Origin of the sequence: Legionella tunisiensis, from assembly GCF_000308315.1 — a bacterium.
Taxonomy (GTDB): Bacteria; Pseudomonadota; Gammaproteobacteria; order Legionellales; family Legionellaceae; genus Tatlockia; species Tatlockia tunisiensis.
This window is the reverse complement of record NZ_CALJ01000318.1, coordinates 12,472-31,031: the sequence shown is the minus strand read 5'-3', so window position 1 is coordinate 31,031 and position 18,560 is coordinate 12,472. Positions and strand designations below refer to the sequence as shown.

The following is an 18,560-nucleotide window of genomic DNA, read 5'->3' as shown; positions in this document are numbered from 1 at the left end:
CTCAATAAGCTCTTTTTTATCTGTCTTATTACATTCACAACGAAAAAAAGCAAACGTTGATTGTGGTTATTTTTATCTGTCAATTTAAAACAGCCTTGAAAGATTAAAGGTTGTTCCCAAACAGCAACAAGGATTAAGGTTTCGATATAGATAGAAGTAAATGTTGACATAGTTAGCTTTACTGCGCTGCGCCTCGTGCATCAATATCCCAAACATCAATAACGGTGTCGTTGCGGGTGATATAAAATTTATCGAATAAATTAATGGTGGGATCACAATGCGGAACGATTAATTCAAGGATTTCTTTATTAACAGGTAGCGGAACATTGTTTTGGGCAGTTATTTTGCCATGCTCGTCACCAAAACCACCCCAATCGTAATTTAAATGGGAGTGACTGATAATTTTAGGTTTATTCACAGGATCAAAATAGAGCGCTTTAGTACCGGCATCAACAGTAACATGCTCTTGGCGGTTAGCACTGATGACTGTAGTCAGTAGTGTCATGGCATGTTGAAAGGTAGTAAACTGGTGAGGATTTTCTTTGGAGCCAATTCTAGCGTAATCAACATCCATAACGGCATAAGATCCTGGTTGTATTTCAGTGATTTCTGCTGCTGCGCTATCGATATCATAGGTACCTGTACCAGTACCTGTTAAAATAGAACAGGGCAATCCGGCTTTTTTAAGCCTTTGTACGATTTCACTGGCCTGTTGCATTGTTTTTAAAGAGTGTTCTTGTCGTTCTCGATAAGAGAAAATATGTTGCAAATTTCCGGCGTAGCACTGTACCCCAAGGAAATTCAGCCATTTGGAATTCACAATAGTGGTTGCTAAGGGTAAAGCGAGCTCTGGTTTGATCCCAGTCCTCCCTATACCTGGATCCAAATCGAGTAAGACATTCATTTTTTGATTAATGGAAGCAGCTGCTGTGGCAAGTTCAGCAATATTCTCCTCGTTATCAACGACTAGCATCGTATCAGGTGATTTTTTAGACAGTTCAGGAGACGTCTTATTTTGTAGTCACTAACAAGGGGAGACGTAATTAAAATGCCACTGATACCTTGGTTAATGAGTACTTCTGCCTCAGAGATTTTTGCCGCGCTAATACCAATTGCTCCATATTGGCGTTGCAGTTTTGCTAGTTGCGAGCATTTATGAGTTTTACAGTGAGGTCTAAGATTAATACGATTTGCATCAACATGTTGCTGCATACGTTTAAGATTGTAATCAAGTTTGTCTTTATCAATGACTAGGCAGGGAGTATCCAAGGCAAATTTATTAATACCAATAAACGCGTTTGACATGTTCGTTTCAGAAATAAGGTTCGTTAGGGGTAGGATAGCAAAGAATGTAAATCAACCCCTAGTATGATTAAACAAATACTGAGAAGAGTGGTGCAATTGTTTACTCCATCTCAGGATAAATCACGGAACCCTTATGGCTGCCCTGCCAAATTTCTTCCTCACTTAGTTCTGTTTCAATGAATTCAATGGGGGCACCACATTCTGCAATCATTGCAACCTTGAATCCTGGAAAAGGCTCATAGGGCGCAAGAATCACTTCTTTTCCTGCTATGGCTTCATCAATGCTATCGACTTTAAAGGCCACATGAGCTTTGGTTTTTATTAAAGGGTGTAAGGGAGAATCGGCTTCAAAGCGATGGTATTGAATACGATATTCACTGTCATGTCCTCCACTCGTATACATTTTAAATGTCGAACTGTATTTTTCACCTTCCCGAGGACTATCTGTGGGTATCCCCATGTGATGATATTGGTAGCCTGTAGTTTGTGTAGTCATTTTTTAGCCTCGTTGACAACTTTTATAACTAGTATAATTCAGAGAAAAAAGTTGTAAATTGACTTGTAATTAATTAATTATGAATAATAAGTTCATAATAAAGGGTTAAAACGATGTATAACCAGGGACAGGTATCCTGTTTTCTGAAAGTGGCTGAGCTGGCCAGCTTTTCTTTGGCAGCCAAGACGTTACACTTGACCGCAACAGCAGTTAGTAAACAAATAAAAATTTAGAGCGGGCGATTGGTGAACAACTGTTCTTACGAACTACGCGTCGTGTTTATCTTACTGAGTTTGGTCGCTTATTTTATGAACGTTGTAAGTCAATTGAAGAACAAATCCTGGCTGTTAATCGATTTATCGAATCAAACCGAGAGGAGCCACAGGGAGAATTAAGAGTCTTGGTTTCAACGATTACAGCCAAGGAATGGGTATTACAGCATTTACCAGCTTTTATAAATAATTACCCATTCCTTGAGCTGGAGTTATTTTTTCAGAGCAGGATGATGCGCTGTCACGTACTGATATCGATATTATGGTGGGGTTTCCGGTTATTCCGCCGGCAACAGAAACACTGAAATACCGTAAAATGTATAGTGTGAATAATATTCTCTGTGCTTCCAAAGAATTTGTCGCTCGTTATGGCTTGCCGAAGGATGCAGAGGACTTGCCGCGCTTTAAGATCATTTCGCATAGTCTGCGTAAACCAGCTCATTTTTTACCACTTGCTGATGGGGGACAATTACATTGTGCAAAACCTATTCTCTATATGGATAATTTTGAGGCTTTAAACCAAGCTTGTCTGACCGGGGTTGGGTTATTTTTAACGGGCGACATCTTAGTCAAAGCATGGTTAGAGTGTGGTGAGTTGGTCCAGGTATTAACCCAATATACTTTTCGTCATTATGACATTTTTATGTTTTACCGTGCTTATGATTTCGAACTACCAAAAATCCGTGCTTTTGTCGATTTTTTACTGCCAAACTTGCGTGATTATTTCTTTTGGAGGGCTGACAGGCTTAATCGTCATGGATTTGTCTTGATATTGCCAATAGACTTTGCAACTGGTACGAAAAAGCGCATAATAGCTGCTTTTTGACGAGTGAAAAAAGTGTTATGAAACAAACCGTCGAACAATTGCTCACCCAGGCGCTTACAATACTTAAAGCATCAGCCGCTATTCCACAAGATGTTGAGGTGGAAATCAAAGTTGAGCGGGCTAAAGATAGTAATCATGGTGATTTTGCGACGAATCTAGCGATGATGTTGGCCAAACCTTGCCGCCAGGGGCCCCGTCAATTAGCTGAGTTAATCATCAATACTTTACCTTCCCATTCAGCGGTGGAGCGAGTTGAAATAGCTGGTCCCGGATTTATTAATTTTTTCATGCGCAATGAAGTGCGCAGCCAAATTATTACTCAGGTACTTAAAGAAGGGGAGTTATTTGGTCGTAGCCATTTTGGGCAAGGACAAAAAGTCATTCTGGAGTTTGTCTCGGCAAATCCGACTGGTCCACTGCATGTTGGCCATGGCCGTGGCGCTGCTTTTGGTGCAACGTTGGCAAATATATTAAAGGCCGCTGGTTTTACAGTGAGTAGTGAATATTATGTGAATGATGCTGGCCGTCAGATGAATATTCTTGCCGTAAGTGTTTGGCTGCGTTATTTAAGTCTGGCTGGTGAGGGAATCGTTTTTCCTGCTAATGGTTATCGTGGTGATTATGTCGTAACTATTGCCCAGGAAGCCTTAAACAAGTATGGTCGTGATTTTGTACATCCCTGGTCTGTAGTACAAGAGGGCTTACCTGCTGATGAACCACAAGGGGGCGATAAAGAAGTCTATATTGATGCCATGATTTCTCAAGCGCGTATTCTGCTTGGTGAAAAGGGTTTTAACTTATTTCACAAGCTGGCTTTGGATTCGGTACTCGATGACATTAAAGATGATTTGGCAGGTTTTGGTGTGCAGTATGATTACTGGTTTTCAGAACAATCATTACTAGATGGCGGAGCAATTGATAAAGGAATTCAGGCATTAAAAGAAGCCGGCCATACTTACGAAAAAGAAGGGGCTTTGTGGTTTCGTGCAACTGATTTTGGCGACGAGAAAGATCGTGTATTGGTACGCGCAAATGGACACACCACCTATTTTGCTTCGGACGTAGCTTATCATTGGGATAAGTATAATCGAGGTTTTGAGCGTGTCATCGATATTTTTGGTGCCGATCACCACGGCTATGTAACACGCGTCAGAGCAGCAGTAACCGCTTTGGGCCATGATCAAAATGCTTTAGATGTTTTATTGGTACAATTTGCGATTCTTTATCGTGGTAGTGAGCGAGTTCAAATGTCGACTCGCAGTGGTTCTTTCGTGACTCTGCGAGAGTTGCGTGAAGAAGTCGGCAATGATGCAGCTCGTTTCTTCTATGTCATGCGTAAACCAGAACAACATATGGATTTTGATTTGGATTTGGCAAAGTCTGAATCAAACGATAATCCCGTTTATTACATTCAATATGCCCATGCACGCATTAGTTCTGTATTGCGGCAATTACAAGAGCGTGGTTTGCAATGGAATGAAGAAAATGGTCTTGCCCATATTGAATTGTTAGCGGAGCCCCAGGAAGCGGCTTTGATTTCTTTAATAAATCGTTACCCAGAAGTCATTGTGGCATCAGCAAGTACTTGTGAACCGCATCAGCTTGCCTATTATTTACGGGAACTAGCGAATGGATTGCATAGCTATTACAATGCCGTACAACTATTGTGCGAGCACGATGTCTTAAGGAATGCGCGTTTATGTCTTCTAAAAGCAGTACGTCAAATCTTGAGAAATGGCTTGCAATTAATTGGTGTATCAACTCCTGAGAGCATGTGATGGCAAAGGATTACGGAAGAAGACCGAGTCGGCAAAGGAGCCGTGCCCCGAAGCAAGTATTTTGGGTGCTGGCTTCTTTTGTAGTGGGTTATTTGGCAGCAACGGTGTTTGATTTTACTAGCTTAACTACCTGGATTAATACTCAGGTATTAGGACAGCAAGATGAACAAAAAATACGGCACACGTTGTTGCAAAACAAAATGAAATACCAAAACCAAAATTTGAGTTTTATACATTACTGGCTAAAGATCGAAGTGCACCTGCACAGGTAACCCATCAGATTAATCCTGCTACGATGGCGCCAGTTAAAGCGGTGGGTTCGCCTTCATCACCGGTAGCTATTGCTTCGACTCCTACGCCAGCAGCTGCAAATCAGCAAACGCAGACTCCAGCTGTTGTTACAGAAAGTAAGCCTGTAACGGTAGCCAGCACGAATAGTAAAGAATCCTATTTGTTGCAGCTTGCTTCATTCAAAAATAAACAAGAGGCTGAGCGTTTGAAAGCAGCATTAACTTTGAAAGGCTTTGACGTTCATGTTGCTATGTCGTCTCAGCAGCAGGGTAATTGGTTCAGAGTAATTCTCGGTCCCTTTCATTCACGGGGAGATGCTGAAAAAGCGCGGATGTCTATAGCACGCAGTGAGCGTATTACAGGGATGATTCGTAAAATGGATGTCTAGTAGAAATAAATAAATTTTTTCAGTAGTTCGTTGTAGTGAAACTGGGGTAAGAAGAACAGGTGCAGAACAGAATGCACGAGTCAGTACGGTAAGATTTGAACACTGTATTGACGAAACGATACCGCATGATAGCCAAATCGAAAGAAGTAAGCTCCAACCTAAGGAAAGACACAGAAAATCAGGGGAATACTTACTTGATGCTGTTACCTCTGCCGTCGTTGAAAGGAAGTTAGAAAACTATACTCAACGATAATTCTTGCAAAGGCATGCATCACGACAGGAATTTAACTTATGCCAAAAAATATAATATTTCAGGGTTCTTTTTTAGTGTCTGGGATTATGTGTCACGGAGGGTGTGGTTTTGCAGTACAAGAGGCACTCAGTGATTTGAGTGGTACTGACTTATTACCGTCTGACGCAGCAATCGATTCTATAGATGCCCAACCACGGTTAGGTACTCAGGAAATATTTGTAACGATTCGAAGTGGAGAAGAAGGGTTTAACAAGGATGGCAGACATAATCAAGCTATTCTTGATATCCTCAAAAAAATAACCTCCGTTGAGTTTCACGAATTTGAAGTCATTGATGAAAAAATCTAGAATCAGAAAATCAATCAAAGTGGCCTAATCGGACCAATATTTTAATTAATTTAGTCGCCATGTTTGGTATTTTTATTTTATCACTCGCTTATCCTCCCTCATTATTCTTAACCGTTATTTTAACAGCAGTTACTTCCTTAACTACCGCTTATACGGGGAGACATTATCTCTCTACCTTTTTACGTAATCTGCGTAATAAAAATATTAATGATATGTCTTCGACGGTTAGTCTCGGTTGGCTATTGTCTTTGATTCATACACTCTATCATTCGATTACCATGCCTCTGGCAAGTAGTTTTTCGATGGTATTCATGAGTTTCATTATGCCAGTGATGCTGATAGCAATAGTAAACGGTATGGATGAAATTAAGCGCTTGGTTTTACAAAAATCAAAGACAATGCATTTAAAAGGCATGAAATCCTTATTTCCACAAATGGCAGAACAATACTCTTGTTATCAACTTTCTGAAGAGGAACAGGGACAATTAATAGTGTTGATGGAAACGTGGTCTGCAGATGTTAATGTTGAAGCGTTTTTAATTCCCACACAGAGCTTGTTGGATAAGGATAGAGTAATGCAGCCCAAGCAATCATTAAAGAAGGGTATGCTTATCCAAGTGAATGTTGGTGAGTGTTTTCCTGTAGATTGTACCCTTATACAGGGGGAGACTTTGGTTGATGCGTCGTTATTAACAGGCGAGCTACAACAGCCTAAACAACGTCTGGATAAGATTACGGCTGGTGCAATTAATCTTGGTCAAACAGTGACTGTGTATGTGGAGAACGATTCTTATAATAGCAGCATTAATAAAATATTATTTCGTTCAAATCGAGCGCCCAAAGCGAGCGCTACAATAGCTGACTCTTCTAAATTCACCTCTCTTTATATAAGCCTGATCATTGTAAGTATTGTTGCCTCAGCCGTAACGCCACTTGCTTTGGGAGTATTCACCGTTCCGTTAGTATTAAAAAATATTACAGGTATTTTATTTGCTGTTTGCCCTTGCACTATTGCTATTGCGCATCAGTTGCCGCAGTTGCTAAGTATCTATCAGCGCAATAATAAAAATATCTTATTGCGCAATGAAAATTTGAATACGGAGGAAATCCATACCGTTGTATTTGATAAAACGGGCACGCTTACAACAGGTAAGAGCCAGGTGGAGTCCTATGTGGGGCTTAACGACGCTACCTGGCAACGAATTCATTTATTAGAAAAAATCATGGTGCGGGACATCCACTTGCTAACGCAATTAACCGTTTTTATGAAGACAAGATTGCCAAGAGTATTGTCTTTCAGGATATAAGTGAAGTAGTTCGCGACCCTAAAAATCGTGGTTTGTCAGCGGTTGTTCAAGGTTTACCAATTCATTTAGGTAATGCGGATTATATGAAGCAATCGGGTGTGGTGTTGTCGGATGAGCATTCGCTTTTGATTGAAAATAAATTAGCGCAAGGTTATACACCAGTATATGTGGCTGAAAATAGGGCTTATAAAGGAGTCATTTTCATACAACATGAACCAAGAAGTGATATTTTAGAAGCGCTGAAGCGCTTAAAGAAAGAAGGTAAAACGTTAATCATGCTTACTGGTGATAATTCTGTGTCGGCGATGGCATTTAATAAACAATTATCGGCCAAGGCATATCCAGATAGTGAAGAAACCATTTTTGATCCCAAAAATATTCATTCTGAGCAACAGCCACATATGAAGGAAGATTTTTTACGAAAATTAATGAGGACCTTTGAGCCTGTTCCTGCACCTAAAAAGAAGGTTGGTTTGTTAGCAAAGACGCATTTTTAAGAAAATTAAGAAGTAGTTGGGATGGCGTGAAGCCTGCGGAACCTAAAAAATATCGAGGGGGTGTTTGGTTTGTCGGGGATGGTTTAAATGATGCGCCTTGCGCCCGAATTGTGACAGAAGAAAACGGGGTCAGTTGTGCGATGAATTCCACTGACAAGGCTGCTTTTTTTACCGATATTTGCTTGAATGGTTCATTGGCTTATCTATTTGAACACCATAAATTGGATCGTTTTTTCCAAAAAAATATTCGTCAAAATCAAGGGTTATTAGTTTTTAGTGCCATTGCTTTTTTAGCGTTTATTATTAGTTTTTCAATAGCAGGCATGGGTGTGTCTCCTTTGATTCCAATGTTGATCATGATGTCAACGACCGGATTTACTTTGCTCAACTGTTACCGTGTAAAACTTTCAGTTGATGATGCACTTGATAAACGCCGTTCATGGCTTAGAGAATTTCTTGTTGCAGATGCTTCTGTAGGATTAGGGGCTGGTGCAAGTACACTATTAATTGTTGGTCTGCTCATCTCAACTGTTATGTCAAAAGGATTGGGGTTATCTGCATTTACTGCAGGAAGTTTGGCTGCGATAGGCTGTGCCTCTGCTTTATCAGGAGGATTAATATTGACTTTGTTCATTTTGACAGCTGTTAGCTACTTAATCTTTGACCAATTTAATCCAACAACTGGAGACGGCGCTATAAGCCAGAGTGAGCCTTCAAGACTCGCAAGACAGGAGATTACTCACCAATCCACAAATCCTTCTGCAAAGCAAGAGGTTTTTTATAGAAGGCTTTTTCGTTTCTAAGCCACCTAGCGATGACAGGATGATAGCTACACCATCAACAGAACCATTCAACTCTATTTAACGGGTTACAGTCACCCGAATATCGCGAGCATTTTTTATTGCTTGCGGTTTACTAATGCTAATGGTTAGCTGTGGGAGGTTATACTCATTTTTAATTAATTGAGCAATATGGTCAGCGACTGTTTCGATCAGATGAAAGGAGTTTGATTCCACATAGTTGGTGACTTGTTGGCATAGTTTGGCGTAATCGATGGTATTGGCTAAATTATCTTCACAATTGGTAAAGTCAGCCGGAATAGTAATATCAATTAATAAGGGTTGGCAGATTCGCTGTTCCCAGTCATAGACGCCAATTCGAGCGGCTACAGTTAGACCCTGAATATAAAGACTGTCCATTCAACAAATTTAAGCAGAAAGAAGTTTTTCTAGCATAGCAAGTGAGCGTTTTAGGGGCAATCTTTTATCAATAAGAATATTTTTCAGAGGATTTATTCGTACAGCACGTCTGCAAGGGCCTTAATGTTCTGAAATGCCATTGACGTTATTTTTTATGGCAATATACCAATGTCAGTAGCAACTTAACGACAATCTATGACATATATTTATATCTTGCCCGGGATATCCCTCGCTTGCTCGAGATGACGAGGGAAATTATGATATTTATTGTCCTAAAGCCATTGTTGTAGAGGGTTGATGTTTATCTGAAACACTGTTTCTAGGTTGTGGCATAAATCTGCAAACATCGATAGAGCATGATTCAGAAAGATTCTCACGCCAAGCTCCTACAGGTGTTTGTTCCCCTTCTGCTGTTGACTGAATGGGTGGGTTCACCGTTGTAGTTATTATGTGATCCATCACTGAATATGCTGCTTCTTTTTCAAGAGGCGATGTCACTACTACAGTTTTGCTAGCAGTTGGTTGTTCGAGTTTTGGAGAATAGATAAAACTTAACAGTCTTAATTTAGCGACTAACCAAATCGCAGTGAAATAACCTAATTCTTTATAACCATGATTAGTGGGATCTTGGCGTGTTGCTGCATATTGCTCAGTAGTTAACATGTCTACTCGGCTAATATTGGCTCGGTAATAAACCTTGCCATTGACTCCATGTATCAATAAAGGTTGAGGCTGAGATTCCCTGTAATTTACCTCCGGCAGAAAAGCAAGACCACCATACTCAGACGGTTTAGATTTCTGATTACCTAGTAAGCGTCTCGTAATATCGCCAAGTGAATTATCCATGCCATTAATGAGCTGATTACTATCCGCATCGTTTGAGCGTTCAAAATAGGTACCATCACCGTATGCTTGATCTTTACTCGGGTTAATACCAAAGACGGTATCGGCTCCATATTGTTTATAACCGTGGGGTTGAAACGGATTTAACACGTTTACGCCAAAGGTATTATCTTCATTGTGCATATTATTGATGAGAATAGATCCCCAATTACCAAATTGCGCAGGCATAATTTGACGCAATAAACCTATGCGACTTAGGTGTCCACCTGCAAAGTGATCAGAATAAAAATGCATGGTAAACAGATCTTGGCTGACTGCCAGGGCATGGTAACGGTAATATAGTTCTTGGTAGATCGCTTTATTATTGGTTAAATCATAACAAGCAAATTCGGTTGGGTTTTGACGGATTTTTTCTGCTCGCTTCAGTGCGTTGACAAGTGTCGTGGCATCGACTTTAGTGAGGTCGCCATCTTCGGCTAACAGCTTAAAAGCATAAGCGAGCTCAGCTGACTGAAGAGCGGCAGTGTGGCCAACCATGTAAGCGCGCGTTGACCAAGGAGCGAAATGTGCTTCGTTTAACAGTAATTTTTTATTGTAATCCTTGACCTTAAATGCATACACCAATTGTTGAAAAATGTTATTAAGCGATGACAAAAAGGGAATATAGGTTGTTTCTTCAATCGCATAAATTTTTTAATCTCATCTTCACTCAGGGTTGGTGAGGCTAAATCACTATAGGCATCAAGAAAGACTCCATTTTCCTCAGGACTGACAGCTAAGTTAAATAACGCTTCATTGTCTTTTTTACGTGGCCTGTCATTGCTGGGATTTGTAAATCCAGACCCCCAACCTGCTTTGGTGAAATAATCTCCGGCCAAAGCAACAATATCACCAGCGTCTACTTCGACGTCTAGAGGAACAGGAATGCCCTCAACAATTCTCATCATACGAACACGTAAATTCTCGCTGTCTGGGGATAGACCGTTGCTACCCTGTAAATAAGGGTTATCTAAGGTCATAATGCGAATTTTATTACCGGCATCACGATGCTCGTTAGTTTCCATTCTTGTCTCACAAAAAACGTAATTGCCCAATTTTAATGTGTAAAAATTAAGATAACCTTAAGCTGGAGCGCTAAAACAGTGCTAAAATTGATAATTCCCTACTAATAAAAAATGGTTGTTATGACAAGCATCAATGAATCTTTGTTTATTCGAGCTTTACAGCGGAAGCCTGTCACTCGAACTCCTGTATGGTTTATGCGCCAGGCCGGCCGTTATTTGCCGGAATATCGCAAAGTTCGTGAACAAGCGGGTGATTTTCTTAATCTATGTAAAAATCCCGAGTTAGCATGTGAAGTTACTTTGCAGCCACTTAGGCGTTTTCCCTTGGATGCAGCTATTTTATTTTCTGATATTCTCACTATTCCTGATGCCATGGATTTAGGTCTTTATTTTGCGGAGGGAGAGGGGCCTTGCTTTAAAAGGTCAGTACAGACTATACAGGCAATTGATGCGTTACCTATTCCCAATCCGGCTGCTGATTTAGCTTATGTAATGGACGCAGTACGCTTGATTCGTCAAGAGATGCCTAAAGATTTGCCATTGATTGGTTTTGCTGGCAGCCCATGGACTTTGGCTTGCTACATGGTTGAAGGTGGTAGTAGCCGTGAATTTAAGAAGGTTTTGCATTTACTCTATGCAGAGCCACAGGCTGCTCATTTGCTTCTAGCCAAACTTGCTCAGGCAGTGAGTCTCTATTTGGATGAACAAATCAAGGCAGGAGTGAATGCTTTGATGATTTTTGATACCTGGGGAGGAATTCTAACTCCTGCAAACTACCATGATTTTTCACTTCACTACATGGCGGAAATCGTTACGCAATTAAAATCCCGGTATCCCTATATTCCTATTATTCTTTTTACTAAAGGAGGAGGGCAATGGTTGCCGCAGATGGCAAATACTGGTTGTGATGCACTTGGTGTAGATTGGACAGTTGATCTGGCCGTGGCTCGAGCCCAGGTTGGTGAACGGGTTGCTTTACAAGGTAATCTTGATCCGGCTGTATTGCTAACAAATCCGGATTGTATACGTCAACAAGTTAAGCAGGTATTAGCCTCGTTTGGTCAGGGGAATGGCCATGTATTTAATTTAGGCCATGGGATTACTCCGGATGTGCCCCCTGAACATGTTGCCGCAATGATAGAGGCTGTCCATGAATATAGCCCTGCTTATCATAAGGAAGAGTGCTTATGATAATAGAAAGCACGTTCAAACCCGCTTGGTGGTTGCCAAATTCTCATGTACAGACGATGTACCCAACCCTGACTCGCCGTATCCAGGCCCCCATTGATTTGCGCGAGCGCATTGAATTACCTGATGGTGATTTTATTGATTTGGCTTGGGCGATTAATGGCAACAATAGTGAAACACCTTTAGTTATTTTATTGCATGGTTTGGGCGGGAGTGCCCAATCTTCTTATGTAGGTGGATTAATGCATGCGTTTAATCGCTACGGTTGGCGAGCTGTATTAATGCATTTTAGGGGAGCAAGCGAGGAACCGAATCGTTTGTTAAGAGCTTACCATTCTGGGGATACTGAGGATATCAATTATTTATTGAACTTATTAAAGCAAAAGGAACCTCACAGTAAAAAGCAGTCGTTGGTGTATCGCTGGGAGGGAATGTTTTACTCAAATGGCTTGGAGAACAGGGACAGCAATCTTTAATTGATGCTGCTGTAGCTGTATCGGTGCCTTTTCAATTGCGCTTGGTCGCTGATCGGATGAGCCGAGGATTTTCTCGCGTTTATCAAGGTTATTTATTGCGTCGTTTAAGACAGGTTTTTGAACAAAAGAAAAATAATTATACCGAGGACTTACCCGAGGTTTTGCGAAATATGCATAAATGGCAATGTTTCTGGACTTTTGATGAATTTGTAACGGCGCCAATACACGGGTTTCCTAATGTCCATGCGTACTATAGAGAGTCGAGTTCTCGCCGTTATCTGCGTCATATAGCCACCCAAACTTTGATTATTCACGCGCTTGATGATCCTTTTATGACACCAGAGATTTTTGCCGCAACCAGACGAATTATCTTCAGATATTACCTTGGAACTTAGCTCCGCAGGCGGGCATGTTGGTTTTATTAGTGGAATATTGCCAGGAAAGCCGCTCTATTGGTTAGAACAGCGAATTCCTGACTACTTACAAGAGATATTTTCTACCTTACATTAAATTGTTTGCTGAGCTGAATTGCCATTTCTAACGATTGCTCGTAATTCAAGCGAGGATCCACGAGGCTGCGATAGGCATGTTTTAGATCTTCTGCACTTAAACCACGTGCACCACCGATACATTCAGTAACGTTATCGCCAGTTAATTCAAAGTGAACGCCACCCAAATAACTACCCATTTCACGATGAATTTTAACTGCTTGCTGTAATTCTGACAGGATATTGTCAAAATGCCTGGTTTTAATACCATCAGAGGTTGTTTCTGTATTCCCATGCATGGGGTCACAAGACCAAGTTACTGGATTTTTGCTCGCCTTTACAGTTTCAATTAAAGGGGGCAATAGTTTATCAATATCTTTTGCACCCAGACGGGTAATAAGTAATAAGCGTCCTTCTTCACGCGTGGGATTAATGATTTCCATCACTTCTGTCAGCCATTCTTTCGTAGCAGTGGGGCCTACTTTAATACCAATTGGATTTTGTACACCGCGCAAAAACTCCAAATGCGCACTATCCAGTTTTGCAGTCCGCATGCCAATCCAGGGTAAATGAGTTGACAAATTATACCAGAGGCCATCATGCAAATGCCGAGTTAAGGCTTGTTCATAATGAAGATGCAACGCTTCGTGGGAAGTAAAAAATCAACTTTATTAAACAAGGTATTGTTACTGGAGCCTTCAATTGCTTCAATAAAGGCTAATGAATCAGACAACGAGCGCACAATAGCATGATATTCATCAGCTTGTGGTGAATGCTCAACAAAACGTAAATCCCAGCGCTGCGGATGATGCAGATCGGCAAAGCCGCCATCCAATAAAGCGCGAATAAAATTAAGTGTCATGGCGGCACAGCTGTAGCCCTGCAGCATTAATTTTGGATTTGGTACTCGCGAGGGAGCATCAAATTGTTGTGAATTAACTAAATCGCCACGATAACTTGGCAAAGTAATACCATCGATGGTTTCGTGATCAGAGGAACGAGGTTTCGCATATTGGCCGGCGATACGACCTATCCGTATGATTGGTTTGCGCATCCCGTGCAACAGGATAAGGCTCATTTGCAACAGAATTTTAAGCTTATTACTTATGATGTCAGAACGGCATTCGTTAAACGATTCGGCACAATCGCCTCCTTGCAGAATAAACGCCTCACCCCGGCCAGCCTTTGCAATGGCCTGCTTTAAATTTCTTATTTCACCACTGGTTACCAGCGGTGGTAACTGGCTTAATTGTTCAACCACTTTTGCTAACTGATTCTGATCGGGGTAACTAGCAGCTTGCTCATAAGAATATTGTTGCCATGACACTGGCGACCACTGGTGCATAAAAAATCCGTTGGTTATCTATAATACTGAGTATGCGATGAATGAACACTTCTAGCAAGATTTAGTTCTTAATAAATGACAAGATTTTACCTCTGTAAGAAGAAACTGACTGGTTTGTAATGAATTAAGCAATTTAATGACAAACGGACTTGAAATTTTCCCTGATAGCCCCCAATTACTGGCATTAACTTATTCAGGAGTTTTTGCATGAGCGAAGATAAAAGAAAAAATTGGCATAAAATCAAAGAAGAAAGCAATTTAGAAGATGAATTGCTTGAAAATGAAGATTTTGATGATGAGGACGTTGAAGGGCAGTCCGGGTCTGGCGAGGGCGCTTTAGAACATCCTAGTTATTCTGCGCTTGAGGAGCAACTCACGCTGGCAGAACAAAAAGCACACGAAAACTGGGAAAAAGCAGTGCGAGCTATGGCAGAAGTAGATAATATTCGCCGTCGTGCTGAGCGTGATGTTGCTAGTGCGCATCGTTATAGCCTAGAGAAAATAATTAATGCTTTATTACCGGTGGTTGATAGCCTCGAACAAGCTTTACAGCTTTGTGAAAAAGAAGGCCAAGAAGGTATGAAAGAAGGATTAGAGTTAACCATGAAGTTATTCATTGATGCTTTGGAAAAACATGGTGTGACTCAGATAAATCCGGAGGGTGCTTCTTTTGACCCACAAGAGCATGAAGCCATGTCGATCCAGGACGTTCCTGGTGTTGCGGCAAATACTGTTTTGACGGTATTCCAAAAAGGCTACAAATTGAATGATCGACTAATTCGTCCAGCAAGAGTCATTGTTGCTAAAGCGAAATAAACCTATGAATGGTTTAATTGAGTTATTTTATTACGGGTATAGCTTGAAATTGGCAAATTTTATCCCCATATAGCGATTATCGCAGTACTAACTTTTGAGCGGAGCAAGAACAAATGGCAAAAATTATCGGAATTGACTTAGGTACAACAAATTCCTGCGTAGCAATAATGGAAGGTGATAAACCTCGTGTAATTGAAAATAGCGAAGGTTCTCGTACTACTCCTTCAATTGTTGCTTTTACCGATGATAATGAAGTATTGGTTGGACAGTCTGCAAAGCGTCAGGCAGTAACTAACCCTAAGAAAACCCTGTTTGCAGTAAAACGATTGATTGGTCGTCGTTTTGATGATCCAATCGTACAAAAAGACATTAAAATGGTGCCTTATGAAATTGTTAAAGCAGACAATGGTGATGCTTGGGTAAGAGTAAACAATCAAGATAAAGCACCCCCACAAATCTCGGCGGAAGTTTTACGTAAAATGAAAAAAACTGCTGAAGATTATTTAGGTGAAGAAGTGAAAGAAGCCGTTATCACGGTTCCTGCCTATTTCAATGATTCACAACGTCAGGCAACCAAGGATGCTGGTCGTATTGCTGGCCTTGAAGTCAAGCGTATTATTAATGAGCCAACTGCAGCGGCGCTTGCTTATGGTATGGATAAGAAACGAGGTGACTCAGTCATTGCTGTTTATGATCTTGGTGGCGGTACTTTTGATATTTCTATTATTGAAATTGCTGAGGTAGATGGCGAACATCAATTCGAAGTATTAGCTACCAATGGTGATACTTTCCTTGGTGGGGAAGATTTTGATTTAGCATTGATTGAATACCTTGCTGCTGAATTTAAAAAAGACGCAGGTATTGATTTACACAATGATCCCTTGGCTCTGCAACGCTTAAAAGAAGCCGCTGAGAAAGCCAAGATTGAGCTGTCTTCTGCACAGCAAACGGATGTGAATTTGCCTTATATTACAGCCGATGCGTCAGGGCCAAAACATTTGAATATCAAACTGACCCGTGCCAAATTGGAATCTTTGGTTGAGAAATTAGTTGAACGCTCTATTGAGCCTTGCCGTGTAGCATTGAAAGATGCGGGTTTGACTATATCACAAATCAACGAAGTAATTTTGGTTGGTGGTCAAACACGTATGCCGCTTGTGCAAAAAACGGTACAAGATTTCTTTGGCAAAGAGCCACGTAAAGATGTGAATCCTGATGAAGCTGTGGCAGTTGGTGCTGCTATTCAAGCGGCTGTTCTATCTGGGGACGTAAAAGATATTCTCTTGCTTGATGTTACTCCACTTTCCTTAGGTATTGAAACGTTGGGTGGTGTGATGACCAAGCTAATCGAGAAAAATACCACGATTCCAACTAAAGCGAATCAAGTGTTTTCAACTGCGGATGATAATCAGACGGCAGTGACAGTTCATGTGTTACAAGGGGAACGGGAACAGGCTTCTGCCAACAAATCGCTGGGTCGTTTTGATTTAACTGATCTTCCTTCAGCACCACGCGGTGTACCACAGATTGAGGTCACGTTCGATATCGATGCGAATGGTATTCTCAATGTCTCTGCTAAAGATAAGGCAACTGGTAAAGCACAATCTATCGTGATTAAAGCATCAAGTGGTTTGAGTGATGCAGAAGTCGAAGCGATGGTGAAAGATGCTCAATCGCACGCAGAAGAGGATAAAAAATTCAAAGAGATGGCTGATATACGTAACCAAGCCGACAGTCTTATTCATAACAGTGAGAAATCATTAAAGGATTTAGCGACTGAACTGTCTGATGATGAGAAAAAAGGTATAGAAACAGCGATTGCCGAATTGAAAGAAGCTGTAAAAGGCAATGACAAAGCACACATAGAAGATAAATTAAAAATTCTAAGTGAGGCTTCTTCCAAGATGGCTGAACGTATTTATGCCAAAAAATCAGCAGAAGGCCAACAACAGGAAGCACCTGGTGAAGCTAACGCTCAAGAATCAACAAAAGCAGCAGATGAAGGTGTTGTTGATGCTGAATTCGAAGAAGTTCAGGATGATAAAAAATAAAGCTTAATAAGGTACAGGACTGACGAAAAACTTGGAGCTTTGCGTAAGTCTTATAAGAGGTGATCGGGGTGCTTTGTGGCACTCCGTTCTTTTATGGCTATATGATAAATATAGTCTTTAATTTTTTGATGGTATTAGAGTTATGGAACAGCAGGATTATTATGAACTTCTTGGCGTTAGTCGTAATGCTGAGGAAAGCGAAATCAAAAAAGCTTATCGCAAACTGGCGATGAAATATCATCCCGACCGTAACTCTAATGACAAAGCAGCGGAAGAAAAATTTAAAGAAATACAGAAAGCCTATGCGGTGTTATCCGATCGACAGAAACGTGCTGCTTACGATCGTTTTGGTCACGCAGGTGTTGATCCTTCTTCTATGGGCGGTGGCCATGGCGGTTTTGGTGGCTTTGGCGATGTTTTTGAAGATATTTTTGAGAACATATTTTCCGGTGGACGTGCCGGAGGTAGGCAATCCCGTGCACAACGCGGTGCAGATTTACAATTTAATGTACAGCTCACGCTGGAGGAAGCTGCTCTTGGCAAACAAATTGAAATCACTGTTCCCAGACATGTAGTCTGCGAAATTTGTACAGGTTCGGGCGCTAAAAAAGGGACTACGCCAAAAACGTGCGAAACCTGTAATGGCGTGGGCCAGGTTCGCATTCAGCAAGGTTTTTTTCCATACAGCAAACCTGTCCCACTTGTCATGGAGAAGGCAAAATCGTTACTGATCCTTGTACTAATTGTCATGGGCAAGGTCGAGTCCGAGAGAGCAAAAAATTAACTGTCAAGATTCCTGCTGGTGTTGATAATGGTGATCGTGTGCGTCTAGGTAGTGAGGGAGAGGCTGGTATCCATGGTGGTCCACCTGGTGATTTATACGTACAGATTAATGTTAAAACGCACGCTATTTTTGAACGGCATGAAAGTGATTTGTATTGCGAAGTCCCTATTAGTTTTATTACCGCAGCGCTAGGAGGATCAATTGAAGTACCTACCCTGGAGGGGCGCGTTACTTTGAAGATTCCCAGCGAAACACAAACTGGAAAAACATTCCGTTTACGAGGCAAAGGCATGAAATCAGTGCGAGGTCATGCGACAGGCGATTTATTATGTAGCGTTGTTGTAGAAACTCCCGTGAATTTATCACGTGAACAAAAAGAGTTGCTTACTAAATTACAAGATTCTTTGGATAGCAGCAAAAAACTCATTCACCGCGCTCTACTTCCTGGTTTGACGGTGTAAAAAAATTTTTTGAAGACATGAAATTTTAATGGCTGTGCTGTACAATTGGTTGTTTTTATCACAGCTTGTAGGTGTTGCATAGAGC

At 41.0% G+C, this 18,560-nt stretch carries 18 protein-coding genes and 3 pseudogenes; 14 read left to right on the top strand and 7 right to left on the bottom strand.

The window, feature by feature from the left end:
* Positions 1-178 precede the first annotated feature (178 nt).
* The 3 genes from BN58_RS27505 to BN58_RS19440 all read right to left on the bottom strand — a co-directional run bounded on the left by BN58_RS27505 (position 179) and on the right by BN58_RS19440 (position 1,801).
* The gene (locus BN58_RS27505) at positions 179-973 is read right to left on the bottom strand and encodes an alanine racemase (RefSeq protein WP_019218257.1); all 795 of its coding nucleotides are present in this window, start codon (positions 971-973) and stop codon (positions 179-181) included.
* Positions 967-1,305 (bottom strand): alanine racemase, encoded by a 339-nt coding sequence (locus tag BN58_RS38145; RefSeq protein ID WP_051131968.1) that lies wholly within the window; start codon positions 1,303-1,305, stop codon positions 967-969. The genes BN58_RS27505 and BN58_RS38145 overlap by 7 nt, the downstream gene beginning before the upstream one ends.
* A gap of 100 nt (positions 1,306-1,405) precedes the next feature.
* Positions 1,406-1,801 carry a glyoxalase/bleomycin resistance/dioxygenase family protein gene (locus tag BN58_RS19440; RefSeq protein ID WP_019218256.1) on the bottom strand — a complete coding sequence of 132 codons (396 nt, stop codon included), beginning with the start codon at positions 1,799-1,801 and terminating at the stop codon, positions 1,406-1,408.
* Between the two features lie 113 nt (positions 1,802-1,914).
* Here BN58_RS19440 and BN58_RS38140 point away from each other — a divergent pair, with 113 nt between their 5' ends.
* The 9 genes from BN58_RS38140 (at position 1,915) to BN58_RS19400 (ending at position 8,563) form a co-directional block, all read left to right on the top strand.
* Complete coding sequence (locus BN58_RS38140) at positions 1,915-2,034, top strand: LysR family transcriptional regulator (RefSeq protein ID WP_019218255.1); 120 nt, start codon at positions 1,915-1,917, stop codon at positions 2,032-2,034.
* A gap of 253 nt (positions 2,035-2,287) precedes the next feature.
* Positions 2,288-2,899 carry a LysR substrate-binding domain-containing protein gene (locus BN58_RS19430; RefSeq protein WP_332248032.1) on the top strand — a complete coding sequence of 204 codons (612 nt, stop codon included), beginning with the start codon at positions 2,288-2,290 and terminating at the stop codon, positions 2,897-2,899.
* A gap of 17 nt (positions 2,900-2,916) precedes the next feature.
* Positions 2,917-4,677 carry an arginine--tRNA ligase gene (gene argS / locus BN58_RS19425; protein ID WP_026069623.1) on the top strand — a complete coding sequence of 587 codons (1,761 nt, stop codon included), beginning with the start codon at positions 2,917-2,919 and terminating at the stop codon, positions 4,675-4,677.
* A complete protein-coding gene (locus BN58_RS29280; protein ID WP_051131967.1) occupies positions 4,677-4,949 on the top strand; it encodes a hypothetical protein in 273 nt (90 codons plus the stop codon). The genes argS and BN58_RS29280 overlap by 1 nt, the downstream gene beginning before the upstream one ends.
* Before the next feature lie 23 nt (positions 4,950-4,972).
* Positions 4,973-5,356, top strand: a complete 384-nt coding sequence (locus BN58_RS29275) for an SPOR domain-containing protein (RefSeq protein WP_019218251.1) — start codon at positions 4,973-4,975, stop codon at positions 5,354-5,356.
* A gap of 291 nt (positions 5,357-5,647) precedes the next feature.
* Positions 5,648-5,956 (top strand): hypothetical protein, encoded by a 309-nt coding sequence (locus tag BN58_RS19415; protein WP_019218250.1) that lies wholly within the window; start codon positions 5,648-5,650, stop codon positions 5,954-5,956.
* A gap of 59 nt (positions 5,957-6,015) precedes the next feature.
* Complete coding sequence (locus BN58_RS19410; RefSeq protein ID WP_026069622.1) at positions 6,016-7,263, top strand: HAD-IC family P-type ATPase; 1,248 nt, start codon at positions 6,016-6,018, stop codon at positions 7,261-7,263.
* The gene (locus BN58_RS19405) at positions 7,149-7,760 is read left to right on the top strand and encodes an HAD family hydrolase (RefSeq protein ID WP_156812650.1); all 612 of its coding nucleotides are present in this window, start codon (positions 7,149-7,151) and stop codon (positions 7,758-7,760) included. The genes BN58_RS19410 and BN58_RS19405 overlap by 115 nt, the downstream gene beginning before the upstream one ends.
* 26 nt (positions 7,761-7,786) lie before the next feature.
* Positions 7,787-8,563, top strand: a complete 777-nt coding sequence (locus BN58_RS19400; protein ID WP_019218248.1) for a hypothetical protein — start codon at positions 7,787-7,789, stop codon at positions 8,561-8,563.
* A gap of 57 nt (positions 8,564-8,620) precedes the next feature.
* On the opposite strand, the gene folB is transcribed toward BN58_RS19400, so the two are convergent.
* The 3 genes from folB to BN58_RS29270 form a co-directional block, all read right to left on the bottom strand.
* A complete protein-coding gene (folB, locus tag BN58_RS19395) occupies positions 8,621-8,959 on the bottom strand; it encodes a dihydroneopterin aldolase (protein WP_019218247.1) in 339 nt (112 codons plus the stop codon).
* A gap of 264 nt (positions 8,960-9,223) precedes the next feature.
* Positions 9,224-10,423, bottom strand: a complete 1,200-nt coding sequence (locus BN58_RS27495; protein ID WP_020424305.1) for a hypothetical protein — start codon at positions 10,421-10,423, stop codon at positions 9,224-9,226.
* Positions 10,378-10,866 (bottom strand): hypothetical protein, encoded by a 489-nt coding sequence (locus BN58_RS29270; RefSeq protein WP_020424304.1) that lies wholly within the window; start codon positions 10,864-10,866, stop codon positions 10,378-10,380. Before BN58_RS29270 ends, BN58_RS27495 begins: the two co-directional genes overlap by 46 nt.
* 120 nt (positions 10,867-10,986) lie before the next feature.
* Between BN58_RS29270 and hemE the strand changes: the two genes are divergently transcribed.
* Both hemE and BN58_RS38135 read left to right on the top strand, forming a co-directional pair.
* The gene (gene hemE / locus BN58_RS19380; protein WP_026069621.1) at positions 10,987-12,057 is read left to right on the top strand and encodes a uroporphyrinogen decarboxylase; all 1,071 of its coding nucleotides are present in this window, start codon (positions 10,987-10,989) and stop codon (positions 12,055-12,057) included.
* Positions 12,054-13,040 (top strand): annotated as a pseudogene (locus BN58_RS38135) (hydrolase). Before hemE ends, BN58_RS38135 begins: the two are co-directional and overlap by 4 nt.
* Here the strand turns inward: BN58_RS38135 and BN58_RS27485 are convergent.
* Positions 13,027-14,363 (bottom strand): annotated as a pseudogene (locus BN58_RS27485) (3-deoxy-7-phosphoheptulonate synthase class II). The pseudogenes BN58_RS38135 and BN58_RS27485 overlap by 14 nt on opposite strands.
* A 207-nt stretch (positions 14,364-14,570) precedes the next feature.
* Here BN58_RS27485 and grpE point away from each other — a divergent pair.
* The 3 genes and pseudogenes from grpE to dnaJ all read left to right on the top strand — a co-directional run bounded on the left by grpE (position 14,571) and on the right by dnaJ (position 18,504).
* Positions 14,571-15,179: a nucleotide exchange factor GrpE gene (gene grpE, locus BN58_RS19365; protein ID WP_019218245.1), complete on the top strand. Its 609-nt coding sequence runs from the start codon at positions 14,571-14,573 to the stop codon at positions 15,177-15,179.
* Between the two features lie 113 nt (positions 15,180-15,292).
* The gene (gene dnaK, locus BN58_RS19360; RefSeq protein ID WP_019218244.1) at positions 15,293-17,230 is read left to right on the top strand and encodes a molecular chaperone DnaK; all 1,938 of its coding nucleotides are present in this window, start codon (positions 15,293-15,295) and stop codon (positions 17,228-17,230) included.
* Positions 17,231-17,372: 142 nt separating this feature from the next.
* Positions 17,373-18,504, top strand: a pseudogene (gene dnaJ, locus BN58_RS27480) (molecular chaperone DnaJ).
* Positions 18,505-18,560 lie beyond the last annotated feature (56 nt).

Bases quoted from the DNA above. Each gene is read 5' to 3' on its own strand.
- BN58_RS27505 (WP_019218257.1), bottom strand. From the start codon at position 973: ATGCTAGTCGTTGATAACGAGGAGAATATTGCTGAACTTGCCACAGCA.
- BN58_RS38145 (WP_051131968.1), bottom strand. From the start codon at position 1,305: ATGTCAAACGCGTTTATTGGTATTAATAAATTTGCCTTGGATACTCCC.
- BN58_RS19440 (WP_019218256.1), bottom strand. From the start codon at position 1,801: ATGACTACACAAACTACAGGCTACCAATATCATCACATGGGGATACCC.
- BN58_RS38140 (WP_019218255.1), top strand. From the start codon at position 1,915: ATGTATAACCAGGGACAGGTATCCTGTTTTCTGAAAGTGGCTGAGCTG.
- argS (WP_026069623.1), top strand. From the start codon at position 2,917: ATGAAACAAACCGTCGAACAATTGCTCACCCAGGCGCTTACAATACTT.
- BN58_RS29280 (WP_051131967.1), top strand. From the start codon at position 4,677: ATGGCAAAGGATTACGGAAGAAGACCGAGTCGGCAAAGGAGCCGTGCC.
- BN58_RS29275 (WP_019218251.1), top strand. From the start codon at position 4,973: ATGGCGCCAGTTAAAGCGGTGGGTTCGCCTTCATCACCGGTAGCTATT.
- BN58_RS19415 (WP_019218250.1), top strand. From the start codon at position 5,648: ATGCCAAAAAATATAATATTTCAGGGTTCTTTTTTAGTGTCTGGGATT.
- BN58_RS19410 (WP_026069622.1), top strand. From the start codon at position 6,016: ATGTTTGGTATTTTTATTTTATCACTCGCTTATCCTCCCTCATTATTC.
- folB (WP_019218247.1), bottom strand. From the start codon at position 8,959: ATGGACAGTCTTTATATTCAGGGTCTAACTGTAGCCGCTCGAATTGGC.
- BN58_RS29270 (WP_020424304.1), bottom strand. From the start codon at position 10,866: ATGGAAACTAACGAGCATCGTGATGCCGGTAATAAAATTCGCATTATG.
- hemE (WP_026069621.1), top strand. From the start codon at position 10,987: ATGACAAGCATCAATGAATCTTTGTTTATTCGAGCTTTACAGCGGAAG.
- grpE (WP_019218245.1), top strand. From the start codon at position 14,571: ATGAGCGAAGATAAAAGAAAAAATTGGCATAAAATCAAAGAAGAAAGC.
- dnaK (WP_019218244.1), top strand. From the start codon at position 15,293: ATGGCAAAAATTATCGGAATTGACTTAGGTACAACAAATTCCTGCGTA.